This is a genomic window from Methyloversatilis thermotolerans, from assembly GCF_000372885.1.
Classification (GTDB): domain Bacteria; phylum Pseudomonadota; class Gammaproteobacteria; order Burkholderiales; family Rhodocyclaceae; genus Methyloversatilis; species Methyloversatilis thermotolerans.
This window is the reverse complement of record NZ_KB889967.1, coordinates 2,523,054-2,545,115: the sequence shown is the minus strand read 5'-3', so window position 1 is coordinate 2,545,115 and position 22,062 is coordinate 2,523,054. Positions and strand designations below refer to the sequence as shown.

Below are 22,062 nucleotides of genomic sequence, written 5' to 3'. Positions count from 1 at the left end.
GCGTGCTGCAACCGGCGCGCCTCACATAGCTGTCCGGATAACGGACAGCCGGACGACGACTGGACCGTGGAGCCCGTTCACATGAGCGCTCGCAGCGATGCTGTCTGCCGCGAGGCGCAGACGCCGGCCGGCAGCCTGCACCGCGCCCGTCTGCTCATCACCACGATCGCGCGCGGCTCGCGCCGTGGCTGCGCACTCACCGATCTGGTGGCGCGCACCGGCCTGCCGCGCGCCACCATACACCGCGTGCTCGACATGCTGGTCGGCATGGGATGGGTGGAACGCGATCCGCTCACGCAGCGCTTCAATCTCGGCCGCGATCTGGCCGCGCTCGGCTATTCGGCCATCAGTCGCCTGCCGATAGAGCGCGTGGCCGCGACCGAACTGGGCGCGCTGGCCGAAACGCTGGGACAGGTGGTGTTCCTCAACATGCGCAGCGGGCTGGACAGCGTGTGCATCGGCCGCTATGACCCGCGTTCGGAAATCCAGGTCGGCCGCGGTGACGTCGGGCTGCGCACCGCCTTCGGCATCACGCAGAGCTGTATCGCCATCATGTCGCGCCTGCCCGAGGACGAGGTGCGGGAGATCGTGCTCATCAATCTGTCGCGCTATCACCGGGTGGAACGCTATGACGAATTGAAGCATCGCGAAGCCATTGAGCACGCGCTGCGCGAAGGCTGGAGCTGTTTCGACGGCATGGTGCTGGACCGCAGCACCAGCGGCATGGGTGTGCCGATCTGCGATCCGGCCGGCTATCCGGTCGCCGGCATCGGCACCACCTTCATCAGCGCCTGGCTGGACGTGGCGGCTCGTGCCGAATGCCGCGCGCGCATGGAAGCGGCCGCCGCCCGCATCGCGGCCCGTCTGTTCGATCTGCCGGTCAGCGGGTGATGAGGTGCACCACGGCGAGCAGAGTGCCGACGAACAGCGCGACGCCGATCACCGCGCCGGCGATGATCTGCAACGGCGTGAGCCGGAAGGTGTCCTGATCGTGATCGCTGCGCCGGCGTACGCCGAAGAAGCTCCAGAAGATGGTGGTGGCGATGCGCCAGGGCGTGGAGCGGTGCGACGGCATGTGTGATGTCCTCCTGTGTGGCGTGGACATCGTGGCGACCGCGGCGTGCGCTGCACAGTCACAGACAGGACGGGTGCCAGCCGGCACAGTGGGCGAGTGTCGTCGCGTCGCGGGCAAGTTGCCTGCCGGTGACGGATAGAATCCGCTTCATGACGCGCGGCACCAATCTCAAACTCACGCTCATGGTGCGCATCACGCTGCTGGCGGTGGTGATCGGCGCGCTCGCGTCCGCTGCCCTGATCTGGCGCACCACCTCGCGCCTGCAGGCCGAGGCGGTGCGCAATGCCGACCTCGTGTCGCGCCTCATCACCGACCAGATGTCGCGCCAGTTGAGCGGTCTGGAGCTGAACATCGGCAAACCCGACCTGTCGCGCTTCGCCGAGTTTTCCGAGGTGACGCGGCTGTGCGTGCAGTATTTCGATCTCGACGGGCAGCTGTCGGCCAACAGCTGCAACCAGGATGTTGCGCGCAACGGTGAGTACGCGCCGGCCTGGTTCCGCGAACTGATCCGCTACATGCTGAACCGCCGCATCGATCGCGGCGCCGATGCGGACACGTCCGGCGCACCGGGCGTGCGGGTGGGGCGCCGCGTGCTGTGGTATCAGCCGTACGGTGTCGGCCTGGACGTGGGGCGCGCACCGGGGCTCAAGATGGGCGAGGTGCTGATACGCGTGGACGCCGATCGCGAAAGCGGCGCGGTATGGCAGGAAATCACCGGTCTGCTGGGCGGCGCGGCGCTCGCGGTGCTTGCCTTCAATCTGCTCATCTATCTGTCCATCAGTCGTGCCTTGCGCCCCGCCTCGGCGGTGATGGAGGGCCTGGCCCAGCTCGAGCGCGGCGACCTCGGTGCGCGTCTGCCGCCGTTCGAACTGGCCGAATTCGACCGCATCGGCTCGGTGTTCAATGCCATGGCCGGCAATCTGCAGCAGAAGACGCATGAACAGCAGCGACTCGCGCAGATGCTGCTGACGGTGCAGGAGGGCGAGCGTCGCCGGTTGGCGCGCGAACTGCACGATGAATTCGGCCAGAGCCTGGCGTCGATCAGTGCCGAAGCCGCCTGCATCGTTGACGAATCGGATCAGCCCCTGCCGCAGAAGCCCGCGCTGCGAGCCAGCGGCGCGGCCATCGCGCGCACGGTGAGCCGCATGATGGAATCGCTGCACGGCATCCTGCGCCAGTTGCGGCCGGTCGGGCTGGATGAATACGGCCTGATCGCCGGGCTGGATCGCATGGTGCGCATGTGGGATGCCCAGGCGCGCGGACGCTGCCGTTACATGCTCGATGTCGACGGCGACTTCGGCGATCTGCCGGACGACATCGCGATCAATCTGTACCGCATCGTGCAGGAGTGCCTGACCAATGCGGCCAAGCACTCCGGCGCGACGGCGGTCGAGGTGAAACTGGAACGGCGCGCCGACAGCGACGACATCCGCCTGCGCGTGATCGACGACGGCATCGTGCGCGGGCCGCATCTGCCGGTGAAGCGGAGCGGCCCCGGCGGCTTTGGACTGATAGGCGTGAAGGAGCGGGTGGTGGCGCTCGGTGGGCGCGTGCGGCTGTCGGCGCGCGAGCCGCAGGGACTGGTGGTGGATATCGAAGTGCCGTGGCGCCTCGCTGCGCACGCGGAGGCGGCATGAACGGCTTTCCACCGCCGGCCGACGCCCGCATAGGCATCCTGCTGGTCGACGATCACGCGGTGGTGCGGGAAGGCTACCGCCGCTTGATTGAACGCCATCCGCCATTGCACATCGTCGCCGAGGCCGGCTCCGGCGAGGAGGCCTACCGGCTGTACGCCGATCTGGCGCCGGATCTGGTGGTGATGGATATCACCTTGCCCGGTGTGAGCGGCATCCAGGCGCTGCAGCGCATCGTCGCGCGCGACCGCGACGCGCGCGTGCTGGTATTCACCATGCATCGCGACGCGACCTTCGTCGAAAAGGCGCTGGAATCCGGCGCGCTCGGCTACATCACGAAAAGTTCGCCGCCGGAACTGCTGGTGCAGGCGATACGCGCGGTGCACGCCCGGCGCCAGACGCTCAGTCCCGATGTGCAGGCCGAGCTGGCGTCGCTGCGCCGTGCCGGCGGTTCAGGACGCAATGCGCTGGCTTCGCTCAGCGCGCGCGAATTCGAAATCCTGCGCATGCTCATCGCTGCCCGCTCGCGTGAAGACATCGCCGAATCGCTGCATCTGAGCCTGAAGACCGTGCTCAATATCCATTACCAGATCAAGGCCAAGCTCGGGGTGTCCACCGACATCGAGCTGATGCACGCCGCGCGCCAGTTCAAACTGCTGGATTGAGCGGCATCGAACGGCCGCGGGCTTCGTTCGAGGGTGGAATCGCGAGCTGCGCTCGCTCCTACGCAAACCCGCTGCGTTCGCGGTTCGGGCGAGCTGTTGTGGAGCGGCCTCTGGCCGCGATGCGGCGGATGCAGGCCGCCCGGCTTCGTTCAAGGCCGCATCGCGGGCAAGCCCGCTTGTATGTTCTGCCGTGGCAAGCGTAGGAATAGCTTGTCGGGCGGAGGGACCCAGTCCGGATCTGACGGCAAGCACGTACAGACAGTGGGAGAGATGTCCCGCCCTCACCCAAGCACCGATCAGGATCCGACACGGACCGTGACCGCGGTACCGTCCATACCCTGCAAGCCAGTGCTGTGGTGAATCCCGACAAGCCTTTTGAACCTTAGTCTGGAGGATCCCATCGTGACAAGTCAGAACGAGGCAGTGTGCTTTGGCATCGACGTCTCCAAGCACTGGCTGGACATCGCCGAGCATCCCAGCGCGCAGGTAACGCGCGTCGACAACACCGCTGCGGCCATCCGCGGCTGGTTGCGCACGCTGCCCAGAGGTGCCCAGCGCATCGCCTGCGAATCGACCGGCAGCTATCACTGCACGCTCGTCAAGTTGCTCATCAAGGCCGGGCATCAGGTGTTTCTGATCGACGGCTTCAAGCTGTCCAGGTACCGCGACACCGTGGGCCAGCGCGCCAAGACCGATCGGCACGACGCACGCCTGATCGCCCGCTACCTCGCGCACGAGGGCACGGATCTGCGCCCGTTCTCGCTCCCGGCGCCCGCGGTCACCGAACTGCGCAGCCTGCTGCGTCGTCGCGCAACCGTGGTACGCAGCCTGGGTCGCATCCGTCAGAGCATGGAAGATCTGCCCGGCTTTGGTCGCGAAGTGCGTGTGGCTCTCGCGCGGCTCACCGCCTTGATCAAACGGTTCGAACAGCGCATCGCCTCGCTGATCAACGAGAGCGGATGGACTGAACCGTACCGGCGCATCCTGAAGATCGAAGGCGTCGGCGCGCTCACCGCCGCCGGCCTGTGCGCGGTGTTCCATCGCGCTGCCTTCAGCGGTGCGGACGCCTTCATCGCCTTCCTTGGCATGGACGTCAGCGTGCGCGATTCGGGCAAGAAGACCGGACGCCGTGCGCTGAGCAAGAAGGGGGACTCGGAGATGCGCCGCCTGCTCTACAACGCCGCCATGGCGGCCAGCAGATCCACGACCTGGCAGCCGTTCTACCAGCGCATGCTCCAGCGCGGATTCAGCCGCACCCAGGCGCTGGTTGCGCTGGCAAGAAAACTCGCTCGCGTTGCCTTCTCTGTGATGAAGAACGCGGCCGACTATGTCCCGAAACAACACGAAAACGCTTGCGGCCGAACATAGAATCTCCCACCAAACCCCGGCTCCGATGCCGGTTCGGGCGAACTGTTGTGGGAGCGGCCTCTGGCCGCGATGCGGCGCATGCCGGCCGCCGGCTTCGTTCAAGGTTGCAATCGCGGGCAAGCCCGCACCACCAACCCCGGCTCCGCTTGCGCACAAGGCCGCCTATTTCCTTCGAGCGGAGGCCTTGCGCGGCTTGAGCAGTGGGGCGAGGTAGAGGCCGGTGTGCGAACGCTCTTCCGCGGCGACCTGTTCCGGTGTGCCGGCGGCGATGATCTGTCCGCCTCCGGCGCCGCCTTCCGGCCCGAGATCGATCAGCCAGTCGGCGGTCTTGATCACGTCCAGATTGTGTTCGATCACGACGATGGTGTTGCCGGCGTCGCGCAGCCGGTACAGCACGCCGAGCAGCATGTCGACATCGTGGAAATGCAGACCGGTGGTCGGCTCGTCGAGGATGTAGAGCGTGCGTCCGGTGTCGCGCTTGGACAGTTCCAGCGCCAGCTTCACGCGCTGCGCTTCGCCACCGGACAGCGTGGTGGCGCTCTGGCCCAGGCCGATATAGCCCAGCCCGACCTCGACCAGTGTTTCCAGTTTGCGCGCGACGGTCGGTACCGCGGCGAAGAATTCGCGCGCCTCGTTCACCGTCATGCTGAGCACGTCGTGAATGGTCCTGCCCTTGTAGCGGATGTCCAGCGTTTCGCGGTTGTAGCGCTTTCCGTTGCACACGTCGCACGGCACGAACACATCGGGCAGGAAGTGCATTTCGACACGCACCAGGCCGTCACCCTGGCAGGCCTCGCAGCGCCCGCCCTTCACATTGAACGAGAAGCGTCCGGCGCCGTAACCGCGCGAGCGCGCTTCCGGGGTACCGGCGAACAGTTCGCGTATCGGCGTCAGCAGGCCGGTGTAGGTGGCCGGGTTGGAGCGCGGCGTGCGGCCGATCGGCGACTGGTCGACATTGATCACCTTGTCGAACTGTTCCAGCCCATCGATCGCGTCGTGCGCCGCGGGCAGCGCCGCCGAACCATACAGGTGATGGGCCGCCGCCGCGTACAGCGTGTCGTTGATCAGTGTGGACTTGCCGGAACCGGATACGCCGGTCACGCAGGTGATGAGGCCGAGCGGGATCGCGGCGTCGACGCCGCGCAGATTGTTGCCGCGCGCGCCGCGCACGTGCAGCCAGGCCTCCGTCGGCTGGGTGCGCTTCTTGGGTACTTCGATCTGTTTGCGGCCGGACAGGTAGGCGCCGGTCAGGCTGTCTTCCGATGCTTCGATGTCGGCCGGCGTACCCTGCGCGATCACCTGGCCGCCGTGCTGGCCGGCGCCCGGGCCCATGTCGACCACGTGGTCGGCCATTTCGATGGCTTCCTGGTCGTGCTCGACCACCACCACCGTATTGCCGAGATCGCGCAGCGTGTTCAGTGTACCGAGCAGGCGCGCATTGTCGCGCTGGTGCAGGCCGATGGACGGTTCGTCCAGCACGTACATGACGCCGGTCAGGCCGGAACCGATCTGGCTGGCCAGGCGTATGCGCTGCGCCTCGCCGCCGGACAGCGTTTCCGCCGAACGGTCCAGACTGAGGTAATCCAGGCCGACGTCGATCAGGAAACCGAGGCGCGACGAGATTTCGCGCATGATGCGGGCGGCGATCGCGGCGCGCGCGCCATCCAGTTCCAGCCGGTCGAATACCGCCTTGCATTCGCGCAAGGGCAGGCTGGCGATCTGCGGCAGCGTGTGGCCGGCCACTTTCACGTGGCGCGCGTCGGAGCGCAGCCGCGTGCCCTGGCAGTCCGGGCACACCTTGGTGTTGCGGTACTTGCCCAGTTCCTCGCGCACCACCACCGAGTCGGTTTCGCGATAGCGCCGCTCGAGATTGGGCACCACGCCTTCGAAGGCATGCTCGCGCACCGTCGTGCGGCCGGTATCCGACAGGTAGCGGAAGGCGATGCGGTCGCGGCCGGAGCCATTGAGCACGATGTCCTGCAGCCCGGGGTCGAGCTGCTCCCACGGCGCTTCGACATCGAACTTGTAGTGACTGGCGAGGCTGGCCAGCAACTGGAAATAGAACTGGTTGCGCCGGTCCCAGCCGCGGATCGCGCCGGAGGCGAGCGACAGGTGCGGGTGGGCAACGATGCGTGCCGGATCGAAGAAAGTCACCATGCCCAGGCCGTCGCAGGTGTGGCAGGCGCCCGCCGGGTTGTTGAACGAGAACAGGCGCGGTTCCAGTTCGGCCACGCTGTGGCCGCACACCGGGCAGGCGAAGCGGGCGGAAAAGAGCTGTTCGGCGCCGCTGTCCATGTCCAGCGCGATGGCGCGGCCTTCCGCCTGCTGCAGCGCCGTCTCGATCGATTCGGCCAGACGCTGGCGCGCGTCGGCGCGCACCTTGAGCCGGTCAACCACGACATCGATCGAGTGCTTGATGTTCTTGTCCAGGCGCGGCAGCGAATCGATGTCGCGCATGTCGCCATCCAGCCGCACCCGCACGAAGCCGCGCGAGCGCAGGTCGGCGATCAGTTCCGCCTGTTCGCCCTTGCGCTCGCTCACCACCGGCGCAAGGATGGCCACCCGTGTGTCCTCCGGCAGTGCCAGCACCGCGTCCACCATCTGCGACACGCTTTGCGCGGCCAGCGGCGCGCCGTGTTCCGGGCAATGCGGCGTACCGACCCGAGCGAACAGCAGGCGCAGATAGTCGTGGATTTCGGTCACCGTGCCGACGGTGGAGCGCGGGTTGTGGCTGGTGGCCTTCTGTTCGATGGAAATCGCCGGCGACAGGCCTTCGATCAGGTCCACGTCCGGCTTTTCCATCAACTGCAGGAACTGCCGCGCGTAGGCGGACAGGGATTCGACGTAGCGGCGCTGGCCCTCGGCGTACAGCGTGTCGAAGGCGAGCGAGCTCTTGCCGGAACCGGACAGCCCGGTGATCACCGTCAGGCGGTCACGCGGAATGTCGATATTGACGTTCTTCAGGTTGTGGGTGCGCGCACCGCGTATGCGTATCCAGTCCATGGTCCGGCCGGTGGCAGGGCAAACCGGGTATGAGAACCCATTTCCGGGCGAATTGCGAGGGCTGGCCACCGCCCGGGACGACGAGGCAATGAGCGAGAGGCCGTGGCAGTGGCTGCGGCTTTGCTAGAATCCGGCGGTTCCTTCGCCGTCCCGCCATGACTTCCCCGATCTCTGACCGCATGACCGCAGCCGAACGGCGTGCGGGCGTTGCGCTTGCCTTCATACTCGCCCTGCGCATGCTGGGCCTGTTCCTGGTGCTGCCGGTGTTTTCGGTGTTCGCGCGCACGCTGCCGGGTGGCGACAACATCTTCCTCGCCGGGCTGGCGTTCGGTGTGTTCGGCCTGTCGCAGGCGGTGATGCAGATTCCGTTCGGGATCGCGTCCGACCGCTTCGGGCGCAAGCCGGTCATCGTGTCCGGCCTGCTGCTGTATGCGGCCGGCAGCCTGATGGCCATGTGGGCGCCGGATATCCACTGGATGATTGCCGCGCGCGTGCTGCAGGGTACCGGCGCCATTTCGGCTGCGGTGACCGCGCTGGCCGCCGATCTGGTGCGCGATCAGCACCGCACCAAGGTGATGGCGATGATCGGTTCCACCATAGGCCTGGTTTTCGCCGGTTCGCTGGTGCTGTCGCCGGCGCTGTATGGCTGGGTGGGCATGGACGGCATGTTCCTGTTCATCGCCGTGCTGGCGCTGCTGGCCATTCCGGTGCTGCTCAAGGTGGTGCCGGACCCGGACCACGCGCCGGCGGTGCAACCCACGCCGTTTGCCCGGGTGATCGCCGACGGCCAGCTCATGCGCTTGAACTTCGGCATGTTCACGGTGCACATGGTGCAGATGGCCATGTTCCTGCTCGTGCCGCTGGCTCTGGTCGAGCTGATGCACATTCCGGTCAGCCGCCACTGGACGCTCTATCTGCCCATCGTGCTCGCCAGCTTCGTCGTCATGGTGCCGGCCATCATCTGGGCCGAGAAGCGTGCGCGCATGAAGCCGCTGTTCCTGGCCTCCATCGTCATCCTGATCGCCTCGCAGATCATTTTCCTGCTGCAGCCGGACCGCGCGTGGATGGTTGTGGGCGGCCTGTTCGTGTTCTTCGCGGCCTTCAATCTGCTGGAAGCCCTGCTGCCGTCGCTGGTGTCGCGCATCGCGCCGCCCGCGGCCAAGGGGGCGGCGCTCGGGGTGTTCAACACCGCGCAGTCCATGGGTGCGGCCACCGGCAGTGCGATAGGCGGGGCCATCGCGCTGCGCTTTGGCGCCGGCGGCGTGTTCGCGTTCTGCCTGGCGCTGGCCGTCGTCTGGTGGCTGTGGGCGCGCAGCATGCAGGCGCCGCCGGTGGTCGCACTGCGCGAGTACGCAATAGGCGATCATGTCGACCTCGACTGGTTGCGCGACCGCCTGCTCGAACTGCCGGGCGTGCGCGAAGCCAGTGTCGAGAAGGACCGACGCATGGCCTACCTGAAGGTCAATCTGGAAATGTGGGACGAAGAAGGCATGCGCCGGCTGCTGGATGCGGCAGCGACAGCGTGATCATCCATATGGAATAATGGAATGCGCCTGCCCGGCGCGCTCCGCCGCTACAATCTCGAAATACAGCAATCTGCGGGAGGAACCCATGGCTTCAGTCAACAAGGTGATCATCGTCGGCAACCTGGGCCGCGATCCGGAAACCCGTTACGCGCCGAATGGCGACGCGATCTGCAATATCACGGTGGCCACCACCGACAGCTGGAAGGACAAGCAGACCGGCGAGCGCAAGGAACAGACGGAGTGGCACCGCATCAGCTTCTACGGCCGGCTGGCGGAAATCGCCGGCCAGTATCTGCGCAAGGGCTCGCCGGTGTATGTCGAGGGCTCGCTGCGCACGCGCAAGTGGCAGGACAAGGAAGGACAGGACCGCTACACCACGGAAATCCGCGCCGACCAGATGCAGATGCTGGGCAGCCGGCAGGGGTCCGGCGGTGGCGAAGGCGGCGGTTACAGTGGTGGCGGTGGCAGTGGCGGATATGGCGGCGACGATTTCGACCAGTCCGCGCCGCCGCGCCAGTCGGCTCCGCGCCAGGCGCCCACCCGCCCGCAGAGCGCGCCGTCGGCACCGCCCGCTTCGACGGGTGGTGGCTTCGGCGGCATGGACGACGACATTCCGTTCTGAGCGGGCCAGGAAAGCGAGCGGCGCCCTCAGGGGCGCCGTTTTCATTTGCCATGACCCTCTACCAGGACCTCGCCGAGCGCACCGCGCGGCAGATCGCTGACGGCGTGCTGCGCCCGGGCGATCGCCTGCCTTCGGTGCGGCAGGTGTGCCAGGCGCACGGCGTGGCGCCGATCACAGTCACCCAGGCGTATGCGCTGCTGGAAAGCCGGGGCCTGATCGAGGCGCGGCCGCGTTCCGGCTTCTATGTGCGGGCGCGCCTCGGGCATGCGCTGCCGGAGCCCGCCATGACCGCACCCGGACGGCGTTCCAGCGCGCTGCAGGTGAGCGACTTCATTTTCGAGATCCTGGACAGCGTGCGCGATCCGGCGGTGGTGCCGCTGGGGTCGAGCTTTCCTTCGCCGGCGCTGTTTCCGCTCGACCGGCTCGGCCGTTGCCTGGCCGCCGCCGCGCGCCGCGCCCGGCCGCAGGACACGCTGACCGATCTGCCGCCCGGTCACCCGGAGCTGCGCCGGCTCATCGCGCTGCGCTACCTCGGGCTCGGGGCGCAGGTGTCGCCCGACGACATCATCATCACCCATGGCGCGATGGAGGCGCTCAACCTGTGCCTGCAGGCGGTCACCCGTCCGGGTGACCTGATCGCGGTCGAATCGCCTACCTTCTACGCCGGTCTGCAGGCCGCGGAGCGGCTGGGGCTCAAGGTAGTGGAAGTGCCCAGCCATCCGCGTACCGGGGTGAACCTGTCGGCGCTGGAACAACTGCTCGCCAGACATCCGGTGCGCGCCTGCCTGTTCATGCTGAATTATGCCAATCCCACCGGCGCCTGCGTGCCCGACGACAGTCGCCGCACGCTGATCGAATTGCTGGAGCGCCACGATGTGCCGCTGATCGAGGACGACGTCTACGCCGAACTGCACCACGGCGAACAGCCGCCTCTGTGCAGCAAGGCGCTGGACCGCGCCGGCCGCGTCATGCATGTGTCGTCGTTCTCGAAATGCCTGGCGCCCGGCTTCCGCATCGGCTGGGTCGCCGCCGGCCGCTACGCCGACGCGATCCGCCGGCAGAAGCTGTCATTCAGTCTTGCCACCCCGGTCGCCCAGCAGCACGCATTGGCGGACTATCTGAAGCAGGGCGGCTACGACCGCCATCTGCGCGCGCTGCGCCTCACCCTGCGCACCTGGCTTGCCGCGCTGCTCGCCGATATCGAAGCCTGTTTTCCGCCGGATACCCGTCTCGCGCTACCCGGAGGCGGCTACTTCCTGTGGCTGGAACTGCCGGAAGGCTGCGACACGCTGGCACTGCACCGGCAGGCGCTCGCGCAGGGCATCAGCATCGCGCCCGGGCCCATGTTTTCTGCGCAGAGGGAATTCCGGAATTTCGTGCGGCTGAATTTCGGGCATCCGGATACGGATGCGCGGCGGAATGCGGTGCGCGACCTGGCCGATCTGGTGATGCAAGGCATGCGCGACGATGGCGTCGCCCGATGAAACCCGTGCGCGGGCGTCCGGAAAGGCGCCCGGCCGTGGAGCACCGGTGCGGCAAGGTCCATCTGTGCCTGTCATGATTCAATTGCGCTGAATCTGTTCCTGTTTTCGGGTGGCAGGTGTACTGCCGGCATCCCATTCCGGAGCCTGCAGATGAGCACCGATACGACGCTGACGGGCGGCGCCACGGGCGCGGTTCGCGCCATGCCGCTCACTTTCCATCCCCGGCCGGACAGCGTGCATGCGCGCGCGGTGGGCGGTCGCTTCAATACCTTGCGCTGGGCCATGGTGTGGCTTACCCAGCTCGTGTTCTACGGCGGCGTGTGGCTGACCTGGCGCGACGGCGACACGGTGCGGCCGGCGCTGTGGATGGACATTCCGCACGAACGGCTCTATGTGTTCGACCATGTGCTGTGGCCGCAGGACGCGCTGCTGTTCGCCTTCGTGCTCATCGTTGCCGCGCTGGCGCTGTTCTTCGTGACGGCGCTGGCGGGGCGGCTGTTCTGCGGCTTCGCCTGTCCGCAGACGGTGTACACCATGATGTTCACCTGGATCGAGGCGCGCATCGAAGGCAAGCCGGCGGCGCGGCGCGCGCTGGATGCGGCGCCCTGGCGACCGCGCAAGATCGCGCTCAAGGGCGCCAAGCACGCGCTCTGGTGGGCGCTGGCGGCGTGGACCGCCATCACCTTCGTCGGCTACTTCACACCGATACGCGATCTGCTGCCGCGTCTGGGCACGTGGAATATGGGCATGTGGGAAGGCTTCTGGCTCATCTTCTACGCCAGCTTCACCTATGTGCAGGCTGGCTTCGCGCGCGAGGCGGTATGTCAGCACATGTGCCCGTACGCGCGCTTCCAGGGCGTGATGACCGACGCGCACACGCGCCAGGTCGGCTATGACAGCCGGCGTGGCGAGCCGCGCGCGCATGCGCGCAGTGCCGGCGCTGGCGCCGGCGACTGTGTGGACTGCACGATCTGCGTGCAGGTCTGTCCGACCGGCATCGACATCCGCGACGGCACCCAGTACGCCTGCATCAACTGCGGTCTGTGCATCGACGCCTGCGACACGGTGATGGACAAGGTCGGCCGCGCGCGCGGACTCATCCGCTACGCATCGGAGCGCGAACTGGCGGGGCGCACAGCGGCAATATTGCGGCCGCGCGTTGCGCTGTATGCGGCATTGCTGCTGCTGTTCGGCGCGCTTGGCGCATGGCAGATCGCGACGCGTCCCGAGGTGCGGCTGGATGTGCTGCGCGACCGTGGCGTGCTGATGCGCGAAACCGCCGATGGCCGCATCGAGAATGCCTATGTGCTCAAGGTGGCCAACCTGACGCGCGACGAGGTCGAGTATGTCGCGCAGGTCGAGGGCGTGCCGGGGGCGACCATTGTCGGCAATGACCGCCTGCGCGTCGCTGCCGACAGCGTGGCCAGTCTGCGGCTCACCGTGTCGGCCCCGGACGACGGCATGCTGCGCGGCGCGCAGCCGCTGGACATCGCGGTCGCGCCGCATGCGCGACCGGACGAGCGGGCGAGCGAGCGCAGCCGCTTCCTGTTCCCGTGACGCCCTGCCGCGCGCTGCACGGCTTCGCTCCACGCGACACGGCCCCTCTCACATCACGTTGGCGTGCGGATGTACCGGATGTTCCAGCGTGTCGGCGATCAGGCGCAGCGCGATGTCGCAGTCCTCGCGCGACATCGGGCCACCCAGACAGACGCGCACCGCGTCGGGCGGAGTGCCGTCGGTGCTGAATGCGGCGGCGGCGACCACCGCCACACCCTGGTCGCGCAGATTGGATGCGAAATCCACCATGGACCAGTCGGCGCCCAGTGGCAGCCAAAGGTGGAAGCCGTGCGGGTGGGCGCGCAGTGCATGGCTACCCAGATGATGCACGGCGAGCTTCTGCCGCGCGGCCGATTCGGCGCGTATCGCGTCCAGCATGCGATCGGCCGTGCCATCCTGTATCCACTGTGTGGCCAGTGCGCTGGTGACCGGCGAAGCCATCACCGTGGTGGCGCGCAGTGCGCCCGCCAGCCTTTCCGCCTGCCGCGGTCCGGGCGTGTGCACCCAGGCGGCGCGCAGCCCGGCGCCGAAGCACTTGGACAGGCCGCCGATGTAGTAGGTGAGGGCGGGCGCCAGCGTGGCGAGCGGTGCTGGCGTTTCCTCCGGCAGCATGGCGTAGGCATCGTCCTCGATGACGGGAATCGCGTAGCGCAGCGCCACGTCGGCCAGCGCCTCGCGCCGCGCCCGCGTCACCGTGCCGGTGGTCGGATTGAGCAGCGTCGGGTTGCAGTAAAGCGCTCGAGGCTTCAGGGTGCGGCAGGCGTGTTCGAAGGCGTCGACCAGCGGTCCGTCCTCGTCCAGCGGCAGCGCGTGCAACTGCACGCCGAGCTGTGCGGCGATCGCCTTGATGCCGGGATAGGTCAGTGATTCGACGCAGATGAGCTCGCCGGGGCGGGCCAGCATGGATACCAGCGCGGTGAGCGCGCTGTGTATGCCGGGACACACCAGCACGCGTTCGACCGCGCACAGCGGCAGGCGCCGCCGCAACCACTGCACGCCGGCTGCGCGGTCCTCGCGCGAGCCGCCGAAATCCTGGTAACGCAGCAGATCGTGCCAGTCCGACTGTGTCATCACGTGCGCCGCGCTCTCGCGCAGATGTGCGAGCAGGCCGGGGTCGGCCGGTTCCGGCGGCAGGTTCATGGTCATTTCGGCGGCACTGCCGCCGCGCAGCCGTATCGACGGGCTGCCTCCGCGCACGAAGGTGCCCATGCCGGCGCGCGTGTCTATCAGTCCGCGCTTGCGCGCTTCGGCATAGCCGCGCGCCACCGTCGTGTAGTTCAGTTCCAGATAATCGGCCAGGTCGCGCAGCGCCGGCAGCCGGTCGCGCGGGCTCAGCCGGCCGCTGCGCACGTCCTCGGCGATGAGGTCGGCGATCAGCAGGTAGGCCGGCTTGTTGCTGGACCGTATGCGTTTGAGCCAGATCTGCGAAGTCTTGTCCATCAGCCCACTCTGCGTTTGCGCGTGATCAGGTCGGCGATGCGGCAGCCGTCGGCGACGCGGCGCAGCCGCCACCAGTGCGCGAATTCGGCGCCCTCGCTGCCTTCTCCGCTGTCGCGCTGCGCCAGCAGTTCGACCACGACGGATTCGCCCGGATCGATGTTGCCGTAGAAATACAGTTCCCGCTCGACCGTGCGCGCGGGCTGATGCCCGCACAGCGCCAGTTCGGCGCGGTCGGCCAGCGACTGGAAGCTGGCGAAGTACAGCAGGCCCGCGCCATTGAAGTCGCCGTGCGGGCAGGGCGTCAGCGTAACCGAGTGCAGTGCGCCGGCGCCCGGCGACAGCCCCATGCGCGGCACGCACTGGCCGGCGCGGAACAGCCGGGCGCGCGCCTGCAGTGACAGCGCCGCATCGGCAAGGTTGCCGTCGTCCGCCGCGTCGTCGTGACTGTCCATCGGCGCCTTCACGATGCTGCGGTTATTGCCCGCCTGTTCGCGACGGATGAAGGCGGACAGCATGTCCACCGTGACCTGCCGCGCGCCGCCGGTCAGCAGCGTCTGCCGGCTGTAGTGCTGGGCCCGGCCCGGCGCATGGGCGCGCACCGCGAGCGCGAAGCGGGTGTGCTCGCCCACCCGGTCCAGTCGCGCATCGCGCAGATGCACCGCGGTCAGTGCGGCATAGCTCTTGTGGCCGGCTGCGTCGGCGAACTCCGGCTCGTCCTGTCCGCGCGCGCGGGCGATGGACAGCCAGTGCAGATGGCCGCATTCCTTGAGCAGCCAGTTTTCCGACAGGCCGTACAGCCCGAGCTGGGGCATGCCCGCCACGTACGATTGTTCGAGTGCCGGCGCGGTGCGCAGCCGTCCGGCCGCATCCATCAGCATGCGACCACCTCGCGCGTGCTTGCCGCGTGCTGCGCGATCTGTTCGCACAGATACTGCGCATCGCGCGCGATGCCCGAGAAGCGGCCGGAACCCCAGGTATGCAGCCAGGGCAGACCGAGGAAGTACAAGCCGGCCTGCTGCGTCACGCCGCGCAGGTGCACCGGGTCGCCGCGGCCGTTGAATACCGGTGCGTCGACCCAGCGGAAATCCGGCGAGAAGCCGATGCACCAGATGATGCTGCCAATGCCGGCTGCCAGCGGATCGAGTTCGGCGGTTTCGCCCTCCGGTCGCCACACGGCTTCATACACCGAGGGCGGCGGTGCGGCGATGCCGCGCTCGGCGATGTGCTTGTCGATCGCGGCATTGATGCCGTTGTAGATGCGGTCGGCGTGATCCAGCGCCTCGCCGAGGCCGGGCGCGAAACGCAGATGGCCGTCGCGGAAATCCTGCAGCAGGCCGTACAGCTTCATGCCTTCCAGCGCGAAGCGCCGCAGGTCGATGTCGCGCCCGCCGTCGCGACCGGTCACATAGTGATTGGTGTTGTCGCGCACGCCCTCGCGCAGCGGGTGGGCGGTGACCGGCATGTCGTAGTAGCCCATGTCCGCCAGCCAGTCGACCACGTCGCGGCCACGGTAGAAGCGGGCGCAGCGCGGTGCGTCACCCACCGCCAGATGGACCTCGCGACCGGCCAGGTGCAGATCCTCGGCAATCTGCGCGCCGGACTGACCCGAGCCCACCACCAGCACGCCGCCGGGCGGCAGCGCATCGGCGCTGCGGTACTGTTCGGAATGCAGTTGCACGATGGCGGCCGGCAGGCGCTCGGCCATGCGCGGCACGATGGGCACATGGTAGCCGCCGCTCGCCACCACCACCTGCCCGGCCGTCCATTCGCCGACCGAGGTCGATACATGGAAGCCGCCATCCGGTCGCGGCGTCACGCGGTGCACCGTCACGCCCTCGCGCATCGGCGGATTGACCTTGGCGCGGAAGGCGTCGAGGTAGCGCACGATTTCGTCCTTCTTCATGAAGCCGTGCGGATCCGGTCCGTCGTAAGGGTGGCCGGGCAGCGCGCACTGCCAGTTCGGCGTGACCAGGCAGAAGTTGTCCCAGCGCTGGGTGCGCCACACATGCATCGCGCTGTGCTTCTCCAGCACCAGATGCTCGATGCCGCGCTGCTGCAGGCAGGCGCTGAGCGACAGGCCGGCCTGACCGCCGCCGACGATGATGACCGGAAGATGGGGGATGGATTCGGGCGGGTTCATTGCAGTCTCCTCGTGACGCTCATTCTTCGAATGCGATCAGGTCGATGTGCTGTTGCGGATCGTCGCCCCAGCGGGCGGCGAGCTGTTCCAGTTCGGCGAGCTGGTCCATGGCCGCCGAACAGGCGAAGCCGTATTTCGCGCGCACGCGCTCGGATGCGATGTGCAGCGCCTCGCGTACCGATGCCATGAAGGCCGGCAGCGGATAGCGTGTACCCGGCGCGAAGTAGTCCTTGATCACCAGCGACGGCGAATAGCAGCGGGTTTCGCTGGCGTCCGGCCAGCGGACAGTGAAATGCATGGCGGGCATGGTGGGCGTCCTCAGTTCAGGGCGGGTGTGCGCAGCAGCGCGCGATAAAGTTCGACATGGCGCTGCGCGCTGCTGTGCCAGCCATGTCGGTGACACACCTCGGGCGTGTCGCGCAGGCGGTCGGCGCGCGCCGGCGCAAGCGCCGCGCGCATCGCACCGGCGATCGATGCGACATCCAGCGGATCGGCCCAGCAGGCGGTGTCGTCGTCCAGGTATTCGGTGAATGGCGCGATGCGCGAGGCCACCACCGGTGTGCCGCAGGCCAGCGCCTCCAGCACCACCAGGCCGAAGCCTTCGCGTAAGGAAGCCATCACCAGCGCATCGGCGCGCCGGAACAGTGCCGGCATGTCGGCATCATCCACGGTGCCGGTGATCACCAGGTCGCGTCCTTCCATCAGTCCGCTGGCGTGCAGTTCGGCGCGGAACGCCGCAGCGTAGCGATCATGGTCGAGCAGGCTGGCACCGCCGGCGACCACCAGCACCGCGTCCGGCAATTCGCGCTTGAGCTGTGCGAAGGCCTGCAGCACGCGCACCGTGTTCTTGCGCTCCTCCACGCCGCCGACCGCCAGCAGCAGCGGACCGGCGGGCAGCCCCAGCCGCTGCGCCAGCGTCAGGTCGCGGCCATCCGGCTGGCGTGACCAGCGCGCGAGATCGACGCCGTTGTGCACCCGCTGCGCGGACACGCCCAGGTCTTCGCGCAGCCGTGACTGCCACAGACCGCTCACGCAGAACACTGCGCGTGCGGCCCTTACCCCACGCAGTTGCCAGTGCGCCAGACGCGCATCGGTGAATGGATCGAGGTGGTGCACGGTGCGCACGAAGCCGTCGATCAGGCCGCGCGCCTGCAGGTCGGCCAGCGCATTCGCGCCCAGTCCGTCCTGAGCGTGCAGCAGATCGAAGTCGTCGTCGGCCAGGCGGGGCGCCAGATGCCGCGAATAGGCGGCGATGCGCTGCGCTGCCATATCCGCCATGTCGCGCGGCGCCGGGCCGACCGGCACCGCTTCGAAGCGGCAGGGCAAGGCACGGAACAGCGTCTGGCCCGCCATGGCCGGCGCGAATACCGTGACCGCGTGGCCGAGTGCGTGCAGTGCCTCGGCCAGCTCGACCGTATGCACCACGCCACCGCGCGGATTGACCGAATGGGTGAGCAGTCCGATGCGCAGCGATTCACGCATGACCGTTCCCGGTACCGCGGATGAAGGGCCGGGCCGCGATATCCCACAGGCGCAGACGGTCGCCTCCCTGCTGCAGCCACAGCAGCGGCGCCGCATCCACTGTGCCGACCATGGCCGCGGCGATGTGCCGGCGCTGGAAGCGCGCGACCACTTCCGCGCTGTGCTGCGGGCGCACCGACAGCACATGGCCGAAGCTGGGAAAGGACAGCAGCCAGCGCAGCAGCGGCACACCTTCCGGTCGCGGCAGGCGATCCAGGTTCACGCAGGCGCCCACACCCGAACACTCGAGCAGCATGAGGGTGGTGCCGATGACGCCGGCCATGCTGATGTCCTTGCCGGCATCGCACAGGCCGTCTTCGGCCAGACGTGGCAGCAGTTCGATGTCGCCGCGCAAGCGGTCGGCCGGGGCCGTGGTCGAGGCATTCCAGTACGGGTAGGGTTCCTCGAACGCGCCGCGCAGGTCCACCGCCACCACCAGATGGTCGCCCGGGCGCGCATTGAAGCTGGTGATGAGCGATTTCGCGCGGCCCAGTATGGCCACGGCGAGCTGGCTGCGCGAAGCGCGCTGGTTGCTGTGTCCGCCGACGATGGGCACGCCGTAGCGCGCGGCGGCGTGGGCCATGCCGTCGAGCAGCGGAGTCGAGGCGCCAGCGTCGGTGCTCCACAGCGCATCCACCACTGCGAGCGGCCGGCCACCCATGGCACAGATATCGCTCACATTCACCATGACGCTGCAGTAGCCAGCGAACCACGGCATGCGCGCGACGAATTCCTCGACCAGGCCTTCGATCGCGAACAGCAGCCAGCCGTCGCCGGATGGATCGGGAATGGCGGCGCAGTCGTCGCCCACGGCGACCGCCTGTGTCATCGCGTCCAGACCGCCGGGCAGGGATCGTGCGAGGGCGTCCATCACGTCCGATATGTCGCGCTTGTGCGCGAAGCCCGGGCTGCCGCGCAGCGCATCGGCGATGTCGGGCAGCCTCATGTGCCGCTCCCGCTGGCGCGCGTGACGAAGCCGGTGTGCACGTCATAGCACGGCGGGTAGTGGTCGAGTTGCGCCTGCATCAGCCAGTGCGGCCGGCCGTGCAGCGTTTCCGGCTTGAGCGGTGTCCAGTGCAGGCGGCGGAACAGCGGCAGGTTCTGTGCCTGTACATGGGCGAGAAAGGTATGGCAGCCGCGCGCATGTGCGCTGGTCACCGCCAGCCGGATCAGCGTGGCACCCAGCCGGCCGTGACTGCGGAAGGCCGGATGGACCGCCAGACGCGATCCCCACCACAGGCCCGGATCACTGCGGCGGTCCTCGTGGATGCGCACCGTGCCCACGACCTGGTCCGGCATGCCGCCGACACAGGCCAGCGCGACGATGAGCTGGGCGTGGTCGTCGATGGCATCGCGGTCGTCGCCCGGGAACACACCTTGTTCCACACAGAACACCGCGCGTCGCAGCCACATGGCCTGCTCGCTTTCCCAGTGGCCATGCGCCCATTTGATGCGGAACTCGCAGGGCGAGAAGCGCGGCGACAGCTCGCAAGGATCGTGTGCGTCAGCCGACAGCATGGGCGGTCTCCACGTGTTCGAACGAGGACAGCGACGAGCAGGCGCCGCACTTGCCACAGCCGGCCTTGATGTCGCTCGAGCGCAGACCGGCCTCGGTCACCATGGCGCCGAGCGGCTCCAGTATCGAGCGCATGAAATCCGGCGACGGGGCGGGGTGATCCTCGAGCGGCGTGCCGCTGATCGGCACGAAGGGCACGACGAAGGGATAGACGCCGAGCGCGATGAGTTGCGCGCTCATGTCGAGGATGGCCTCTTTCGTGTCGCCCAGCCCGGCCAGGAGGTAGCTGCTGACCTGACCGCGGCCGAATACCTCGACCGCGGCGGCGAAGGCGTCCATGTAGCGCGACAGCGGCACGGTGGCCTTGCCCGGCATGATGTGTTCGCGCAGCGCCGGCGTGACCACTTCCAGATGCATGCCCAGGGTGTCGATGCCGGCCGCCTTCATGCGCGCGAACCAGCGGTCGTCATCCGGCGGCTCGCACTGGCCCTGTATCGGCAGATCCACCGCCTGGCGCACGGCGAACGCCGAGTCGCTCAGCACCTGGGCGCCGCGGTCCGGCGTGGCCGGCGTACCGGTGGTCATGACCATGTGCTTCACGCCGTCGAGCTGTACCGCCGCACGCGCCACCTCGGCGAGCTGGGCCGGCGTCTTGTGCGCGATGGTGCGGCCGGCGGCCAGCGACTGGCCGATGGAACAGAACCTGCAGGCCTTGCGCCGGCTTTCATATCGGATGCAGGTCTGCAGCACCGTGGTCGCCAGCACATCCGCGCCGTGCAGTGTCGCGATGTGCGAGTACGGAATGCCCTCGGCGGTGTGCAGCGCATAGAAGCGCGGCTGTTGCGGAAAGCGGGCCAGCGCGATCGGAATGTGTCCGCGGCGGATCTGCACGCGGCCGTCGGCGTCCGGCGCGTCGGCGCTGAAGGGGGATGCGAAGGCGCTGCCGGTATGCACCGGCACCATGATGGTGACGCCATCGACCGTCACCGCCTTGTGGTCGGACGGCCCGGCGCCACCGCGGCGGCTCGGCGCGCCGGCTTTCGGATCAGCCAGCCGCAAGCCGTACGACTGCAGCTCCGTCATCAGTGTCCGGCTGGTGGTGTCGGGTGTCGTGATCGTGCTCATCGGCGGTGCTCCGGGGTGAGGTGTCATGCAGGGCGACCGTGGTGGTCGCCGGCCGGTCGTTGATGGCGAGGCTCAGCAGTTCCGGCCGCGCGTAATGGCCGACCGAATCCATCATGCGTTTGCGCTTGGTCACCAGCGCCATGTCGAGGTCCGCGATCACCATGCCTTCGCCCTCGCTCAGTGGCGGCGCCAGGTGAACGCCCTCCGGTGACACGATGGCGGTGTGGCAGCCGCCGCGCAGCGCGCGCTGCAAGCCGGCATCCGGCGTGATCGACTGGATCTGCGCGTCACTGAGCCAGCCGGTGGCATTGATGACGAAGCAGCCGGATTCCAGCGCGTGGTGGCGTATGGTCACTTCCATCTGGTCGGCGAAGATCTGGCCCACCATCGAACCCGGAAACTGCGCGCAGTGGATCTCTTCGTGCTGGGCCATCAGCGCGTAGCGCGCCAGCGGGTTGTAGTGCTCCCAGCAGGCGAGCGCGCCGAGCCGGCCAACCGCGGTGTCCACGACTTTCAGACCGGAGGCATCGCCCTGACCCCACACCATGCGCTCGTGATAGGTGGGCGTGATCTTGCGCCGTTTCAGCAGCAGCCGGCCGTCCGCGTCGAACACGAGCTGCGTGTTGTAAAGGCTGCCGTGGTCGCGCTCGTTCACGCCCAGCACCACCACGATTCCGCGCGCCTTCGCCTTGTCCGCCACTGCCTGCGTCACCGGGCCCGGCACCGCAACCGCCCGTTCGTACAGCTTCAGGTGGTCGGCGCCCATCCTTGCTGCCGGCTGCACGAAGGAGAAGTAGGGGTAGTAGGGCACGAAGGTTTCCGGGAATACGGCCAGTTGCGCACCGCGGTCCGCTGCCTCGTCGATCGCCGACAGCACGCGGGCCAGCGTGCCGTCGGCGGATTCGAGATCCGGCGCGATCTGTATGGCAGCGGCACGCACGATGCGGGACGCGCTCATGGCCGGGGCTCCATCAGGATGTCCGCCAGGGCGCAAGACAGTCGTGTCATCAGCTCATGCGCGTCGTTGCTGGCGCACAGGCCGCCAGCGCCGCCCCCTCGGGGGGGTGAGGCAGGGGTTTCGCGGCGCATTGCGCCGCGCCGGCCGAACGGGCCGGCTGTGCAAAGCCGGCCCTGTGCGAACGCAGTGAGCGTGGGGGCCGTCGCGGCGCCGCCCGCAGGGCCGCCCCAGGGGGTGTAGCAGGGGTTTCGGCGAGCATGGCTCGCCGCCTGCGCAACCGGTCGGCTGTGCAAAGCCGACCGTGGGTCAGCGCAGCCCCCTCGGGGGGGTGAGGCAGGGGTTTCGCGGCGCATTGTGCCGCGCCGGCCGAACGGGCCGGCTGTGCAAAGCCGGCCCTGTGCGAACGCAGTGAGCGTGGGGGCCGTCAT

At 68.1% G+C, this 22,062-nt stretch carries 19 protein-coding genes; 8 read left to right on the top strand and 11 right to left on the bottom strand.

What is annotated here, in order from left to right; all coding sequences use genetic code 11:
* The first annotated feature begins 81 nt into the window (after positions 1 to 81).
* Positions 82 to 891, top strand: coding sequence for an IclR family transcriptional regulator (locus A3Q7_RS0111270; RefSeq protein ID WP_018411986.1), 810 nt, complete (start codon positions 82 to 84; stop codon positions 889 to 891).
* On the opposite strand, the gene A3Q7_RS0111265 is transcribed toward A3Q7_RS0111270, so the two are convergent.
* Positions 881 to 1,075, bottom strand: coding sequence for a DUF2970 domain-containing protein (locus A3Q7_RS0111265; RefSeq protein WP_018411985.1), 195 nt, complete (start codon positions 1,073 to 1,075; stop codon positions 881 to 883). The genes A3Q7_RS0111270 and A3Q7_RS0111265 overlap by 11 nt on opposite strands.
* A gap of 149 nt (positions 1,076 to 1,224) precedes the next feature.
* On the opposite strand from A3Q7_RS0111265, the gene A3Q7_RS0111260 reads away from it, so the two are divergent.
* The 3 genes from A3Q7_RS0111260 to A3Q7_RS0111250 all read left to right on the top strand — a co-directional run bounded on the left by A3Q7_RS0111260 (position 1,225) and on the right by A3Q7_RS0111250 (position 4,742).
* Entirely contained in the window at positions 1,225 to 2,712 is a 1,488-nt protein-coding gene (locus A3Q7_RS0111260; protein WP_018411984.1) for a sensor histidine kinase, read from the top strand.
* Complete coding sequence (locus tag A3Q7_RS0111255) at positions 2,709 to 3,374, top strand: response regulator (protein WP_026224730.1); 666 nt, start codon at positions 2,709 to 2,711, stop codon at positions 3,372 to 3,374. The genes A3Q7_RS0111260 and A3Q7_RS0111255 overlap by 4 nt, the downstream gene beginning before the upstream one ends.
* A gap of 423 nt (positions 3,375 to 3,797) precedes the next feature.
* Positions 3,798 to 4,742, top strand: a complete 945-nt coding sequence (locus A3Q7_RS0111250; RefSeq protein ID WP_018411982.1) for an IS110 family RNA-guided transposase — start codon at positions 3,798 to 3,800, stop codon at positions 4,740 to 4,742.
* Between the two features lie 162 nt (positions 4,743 to 4,904).
* Here the strand turns inward: A3Q7_RS0111250 and uvrA are convergent, their stop codons facing one another.
* Positions 4,905 to 7,745, bottom strand: coding sequence for an excinuclease ABC subunit UvrA (uvrA, locus tag A3Q7_RS0111245; protein ID WP_018411981.1), 2,841 nt, complete (start codon positions 7,743 to 7,745; stop codon positions 4,905 to 4,907).
* Positions 7,746 to 7,924: 179 nt separating this feature from the next.
* On the opposite strand from uvrA, the gene A3Q7_RS0111240 reads away from it, so the two are divergent.
* The 4 genes from A3Q7_RS0111240 to ccoG all read left to right on the top strand — a co-directional run bounded on the left by A3Q7_RS0111240 (position 7,925) and on the right by ccoG (position 12,934).
* Positions 7,925 to 9,271, top strand: a complete 1,347-nt coding sequence (locus A3Q7_RS0111240; RefSeq protein ID WP_018411980.1) for an MFS transporter — start codon at positions 7,925 to 7,927, stop codon at positions 9,269 to 9,271.
* A gap of 85 nt (positions 9,272 to 9,356) precedes the next feature.
* Positions 9,357 to 9,893, top strand: coding sequence for a single-stranded DNA-binding protein (gene ssb, locus A3Q7_RS0111235; protein ID WP_026224729.1), 537 nt, complete (start codon positions 9,357 to 9,359; stop codon positions 9,891 to 9,893).
* 50 nt (positions 9,894 to 9,943) lie between these two features.
* Complete coding sequence (locus A3Q7_RS0111230; protein WP_018411978.1) at positions 9,944 to 11,377, top strand: aminotransferase-like domain-containing protein; 1,434 nt, start codon at positions 9,944 to 9,946, stop codon at positions 11,375 to 11,377.
* Positions 11,378 to 11,527: 150 nt separating this feature from the next.
* The gene (gene ccoG, locus A3Q7_RS0111225; RefSeq protein ID WP_018411977.1) at positions 11,528 to 12,934 is read left to right on the top strand and encodes a cytochrome c oxidase accessory protein CcoG; all 1,407 of its coding nucleotides are present in this window, start codon (positions 11,528 to 11,530) and stop codon (positions 12,932 to 12,934) included.
* A gap of 48 nt (positions 12,935 to 12,982) precedes the next feature.
* On the opposite strand, the gene A3Q7_RS0111220 is transcribed toward ccoG, so the two are convergent.
* The 9 genes from A3Q7_RS0111220 to A3Q7_RS0111180 are packed head-to-tail and all read right to left on the bottom strand — an operon-like array spanning position 12,983 to position 21,634.
* Positions 12,983 to 14,374 (bottom strand): aminotransferase-like domain-containing protein, encoded by a 1,392-nt coding sequence (locus tag A3Q7_RS0111220; RefSeq protein WP_018411976.1) that lies wholly within the window; start codon positions 14,372 to 14,374, stop codon positions 12,983 to 12,985.
* Positions 14,374 to 15,252, bottom strand: coding sequence for a Pnap_2097 family protein (locus tag A3Q7_RS0111215; protein ID WP_051079133.1), 879 nt, complete (start codon positions 15,250 to 15,252; stop codon positions 14,374 to 14,376). The genes A3Q7_RS0111220 and A3Q7_RS0111215 overlap by 1 nt, the downstream gene beginning before the upstream one ends.
* A complete protein-coding gene (locus A3Q7_RS0111210) occupies positions 15,246 to 16,514 on the bottom strand; it encodes an MSMEG_0569 family flavin-dependent oxidoreductase (RefSeq protein WP_018411974.1) in 1,269 nt (422 codons plus the stop codon). The genes A3Q7_RS0111215 and A3Q7_RS0111210 overlap by 7 nt, the downstream gene beginning before the upstream one ends.
* Before the next feature lie 19 nt (positions 16,515 to 16,533).
* Positions 16,534 to 16,821, bottom strand: a complete 288-nt coding sequence (locus A3Q7_RS0111205; protein ID WP_026224727.1) for an MSMEG_0570 family nitrogen starvation response protein — start codon at positions 16,819 to 16,821, stop codon at positions 16,534 to 16,536.
* Between the two features lie 11 nt (positions 16,822 to 16,832).
* Positions 16,833 to 17,996, bottom strand: a complete 1,164-nt coding sequence (locus A3Q7_RS0111200; RefSeq protein ID WP_018411972.1) for an MSMEG_0565 family glycosyltransferase — start codon at positions 17,994 to 17,996, stop codon at positions 16,833 to 16,835.
* Positions 17,989 to 18,981, bottom strand: coding sequence for a sll0787 family AIR synthase-like protein (locus tag A3Q7_RS0111195; protein ID WP_018411971.1), 993 nt, complete (start codon positions 18,979 to 18,981; stop codon positions 17,989 to 17,991). Before A3Q7_RS0111195 ends, A3Q7_RS0111200 begins: the two co-directional genes overlap by 8 nt.
* Positions 18,978 to 19,553, bottom strand: a complete 576-nt coding sequence (locus A3Q7_RS0111190; protein ID WP_018411970.1) for an MSMEG_0567/Sll0786 family nitrogen starvation N-acetyltransferase — start codon at positions 19,551 to 19,553, stop codon at positions 18,978 to 18,980. The genes A3Q7_RS0111195 and A3Q7_RS0111190 overlap by 4 nt, the downstream gene beginning before the upstream one ends.
* Positions 19,540 to 20,676 carry an MSMEG_0568 family radical SAM protein gene (locus tag A3Q7_RS0111185; protein ID WP_232417952.1) on the bottom strand — a complete coding sequence of 379 codons (1,137 nt, stop codon included), beginning with the start codon at positions 20,674 to 20,676 and terminating at the stop codon, positions 19,540 to 19,542. Before A3Q7_RS0111185 ends, A3Q7_RS0111190 begins: the two co-directional genes overlap by 14 nt.
* Positions 20,597 to 21,634 (bottom strand): Nit6803 family nitrilase, encoded by a 1,038-nt coding sequence (locus A3Q7_RS0111180; RefSeq protein WP_018411968.1) that lies wholly within the window; start codon positions 21,632 to 21,634, stop codon positions 20,597 to 20,599. The genes A3Q7_RS0111185 and A3Q7_RS0111180 overlap by 80 nt, the downstream gene beginning before the upstream one ends.
* Positions 21,635 to 22,062 lie beyond the last annotated feature (428 nt).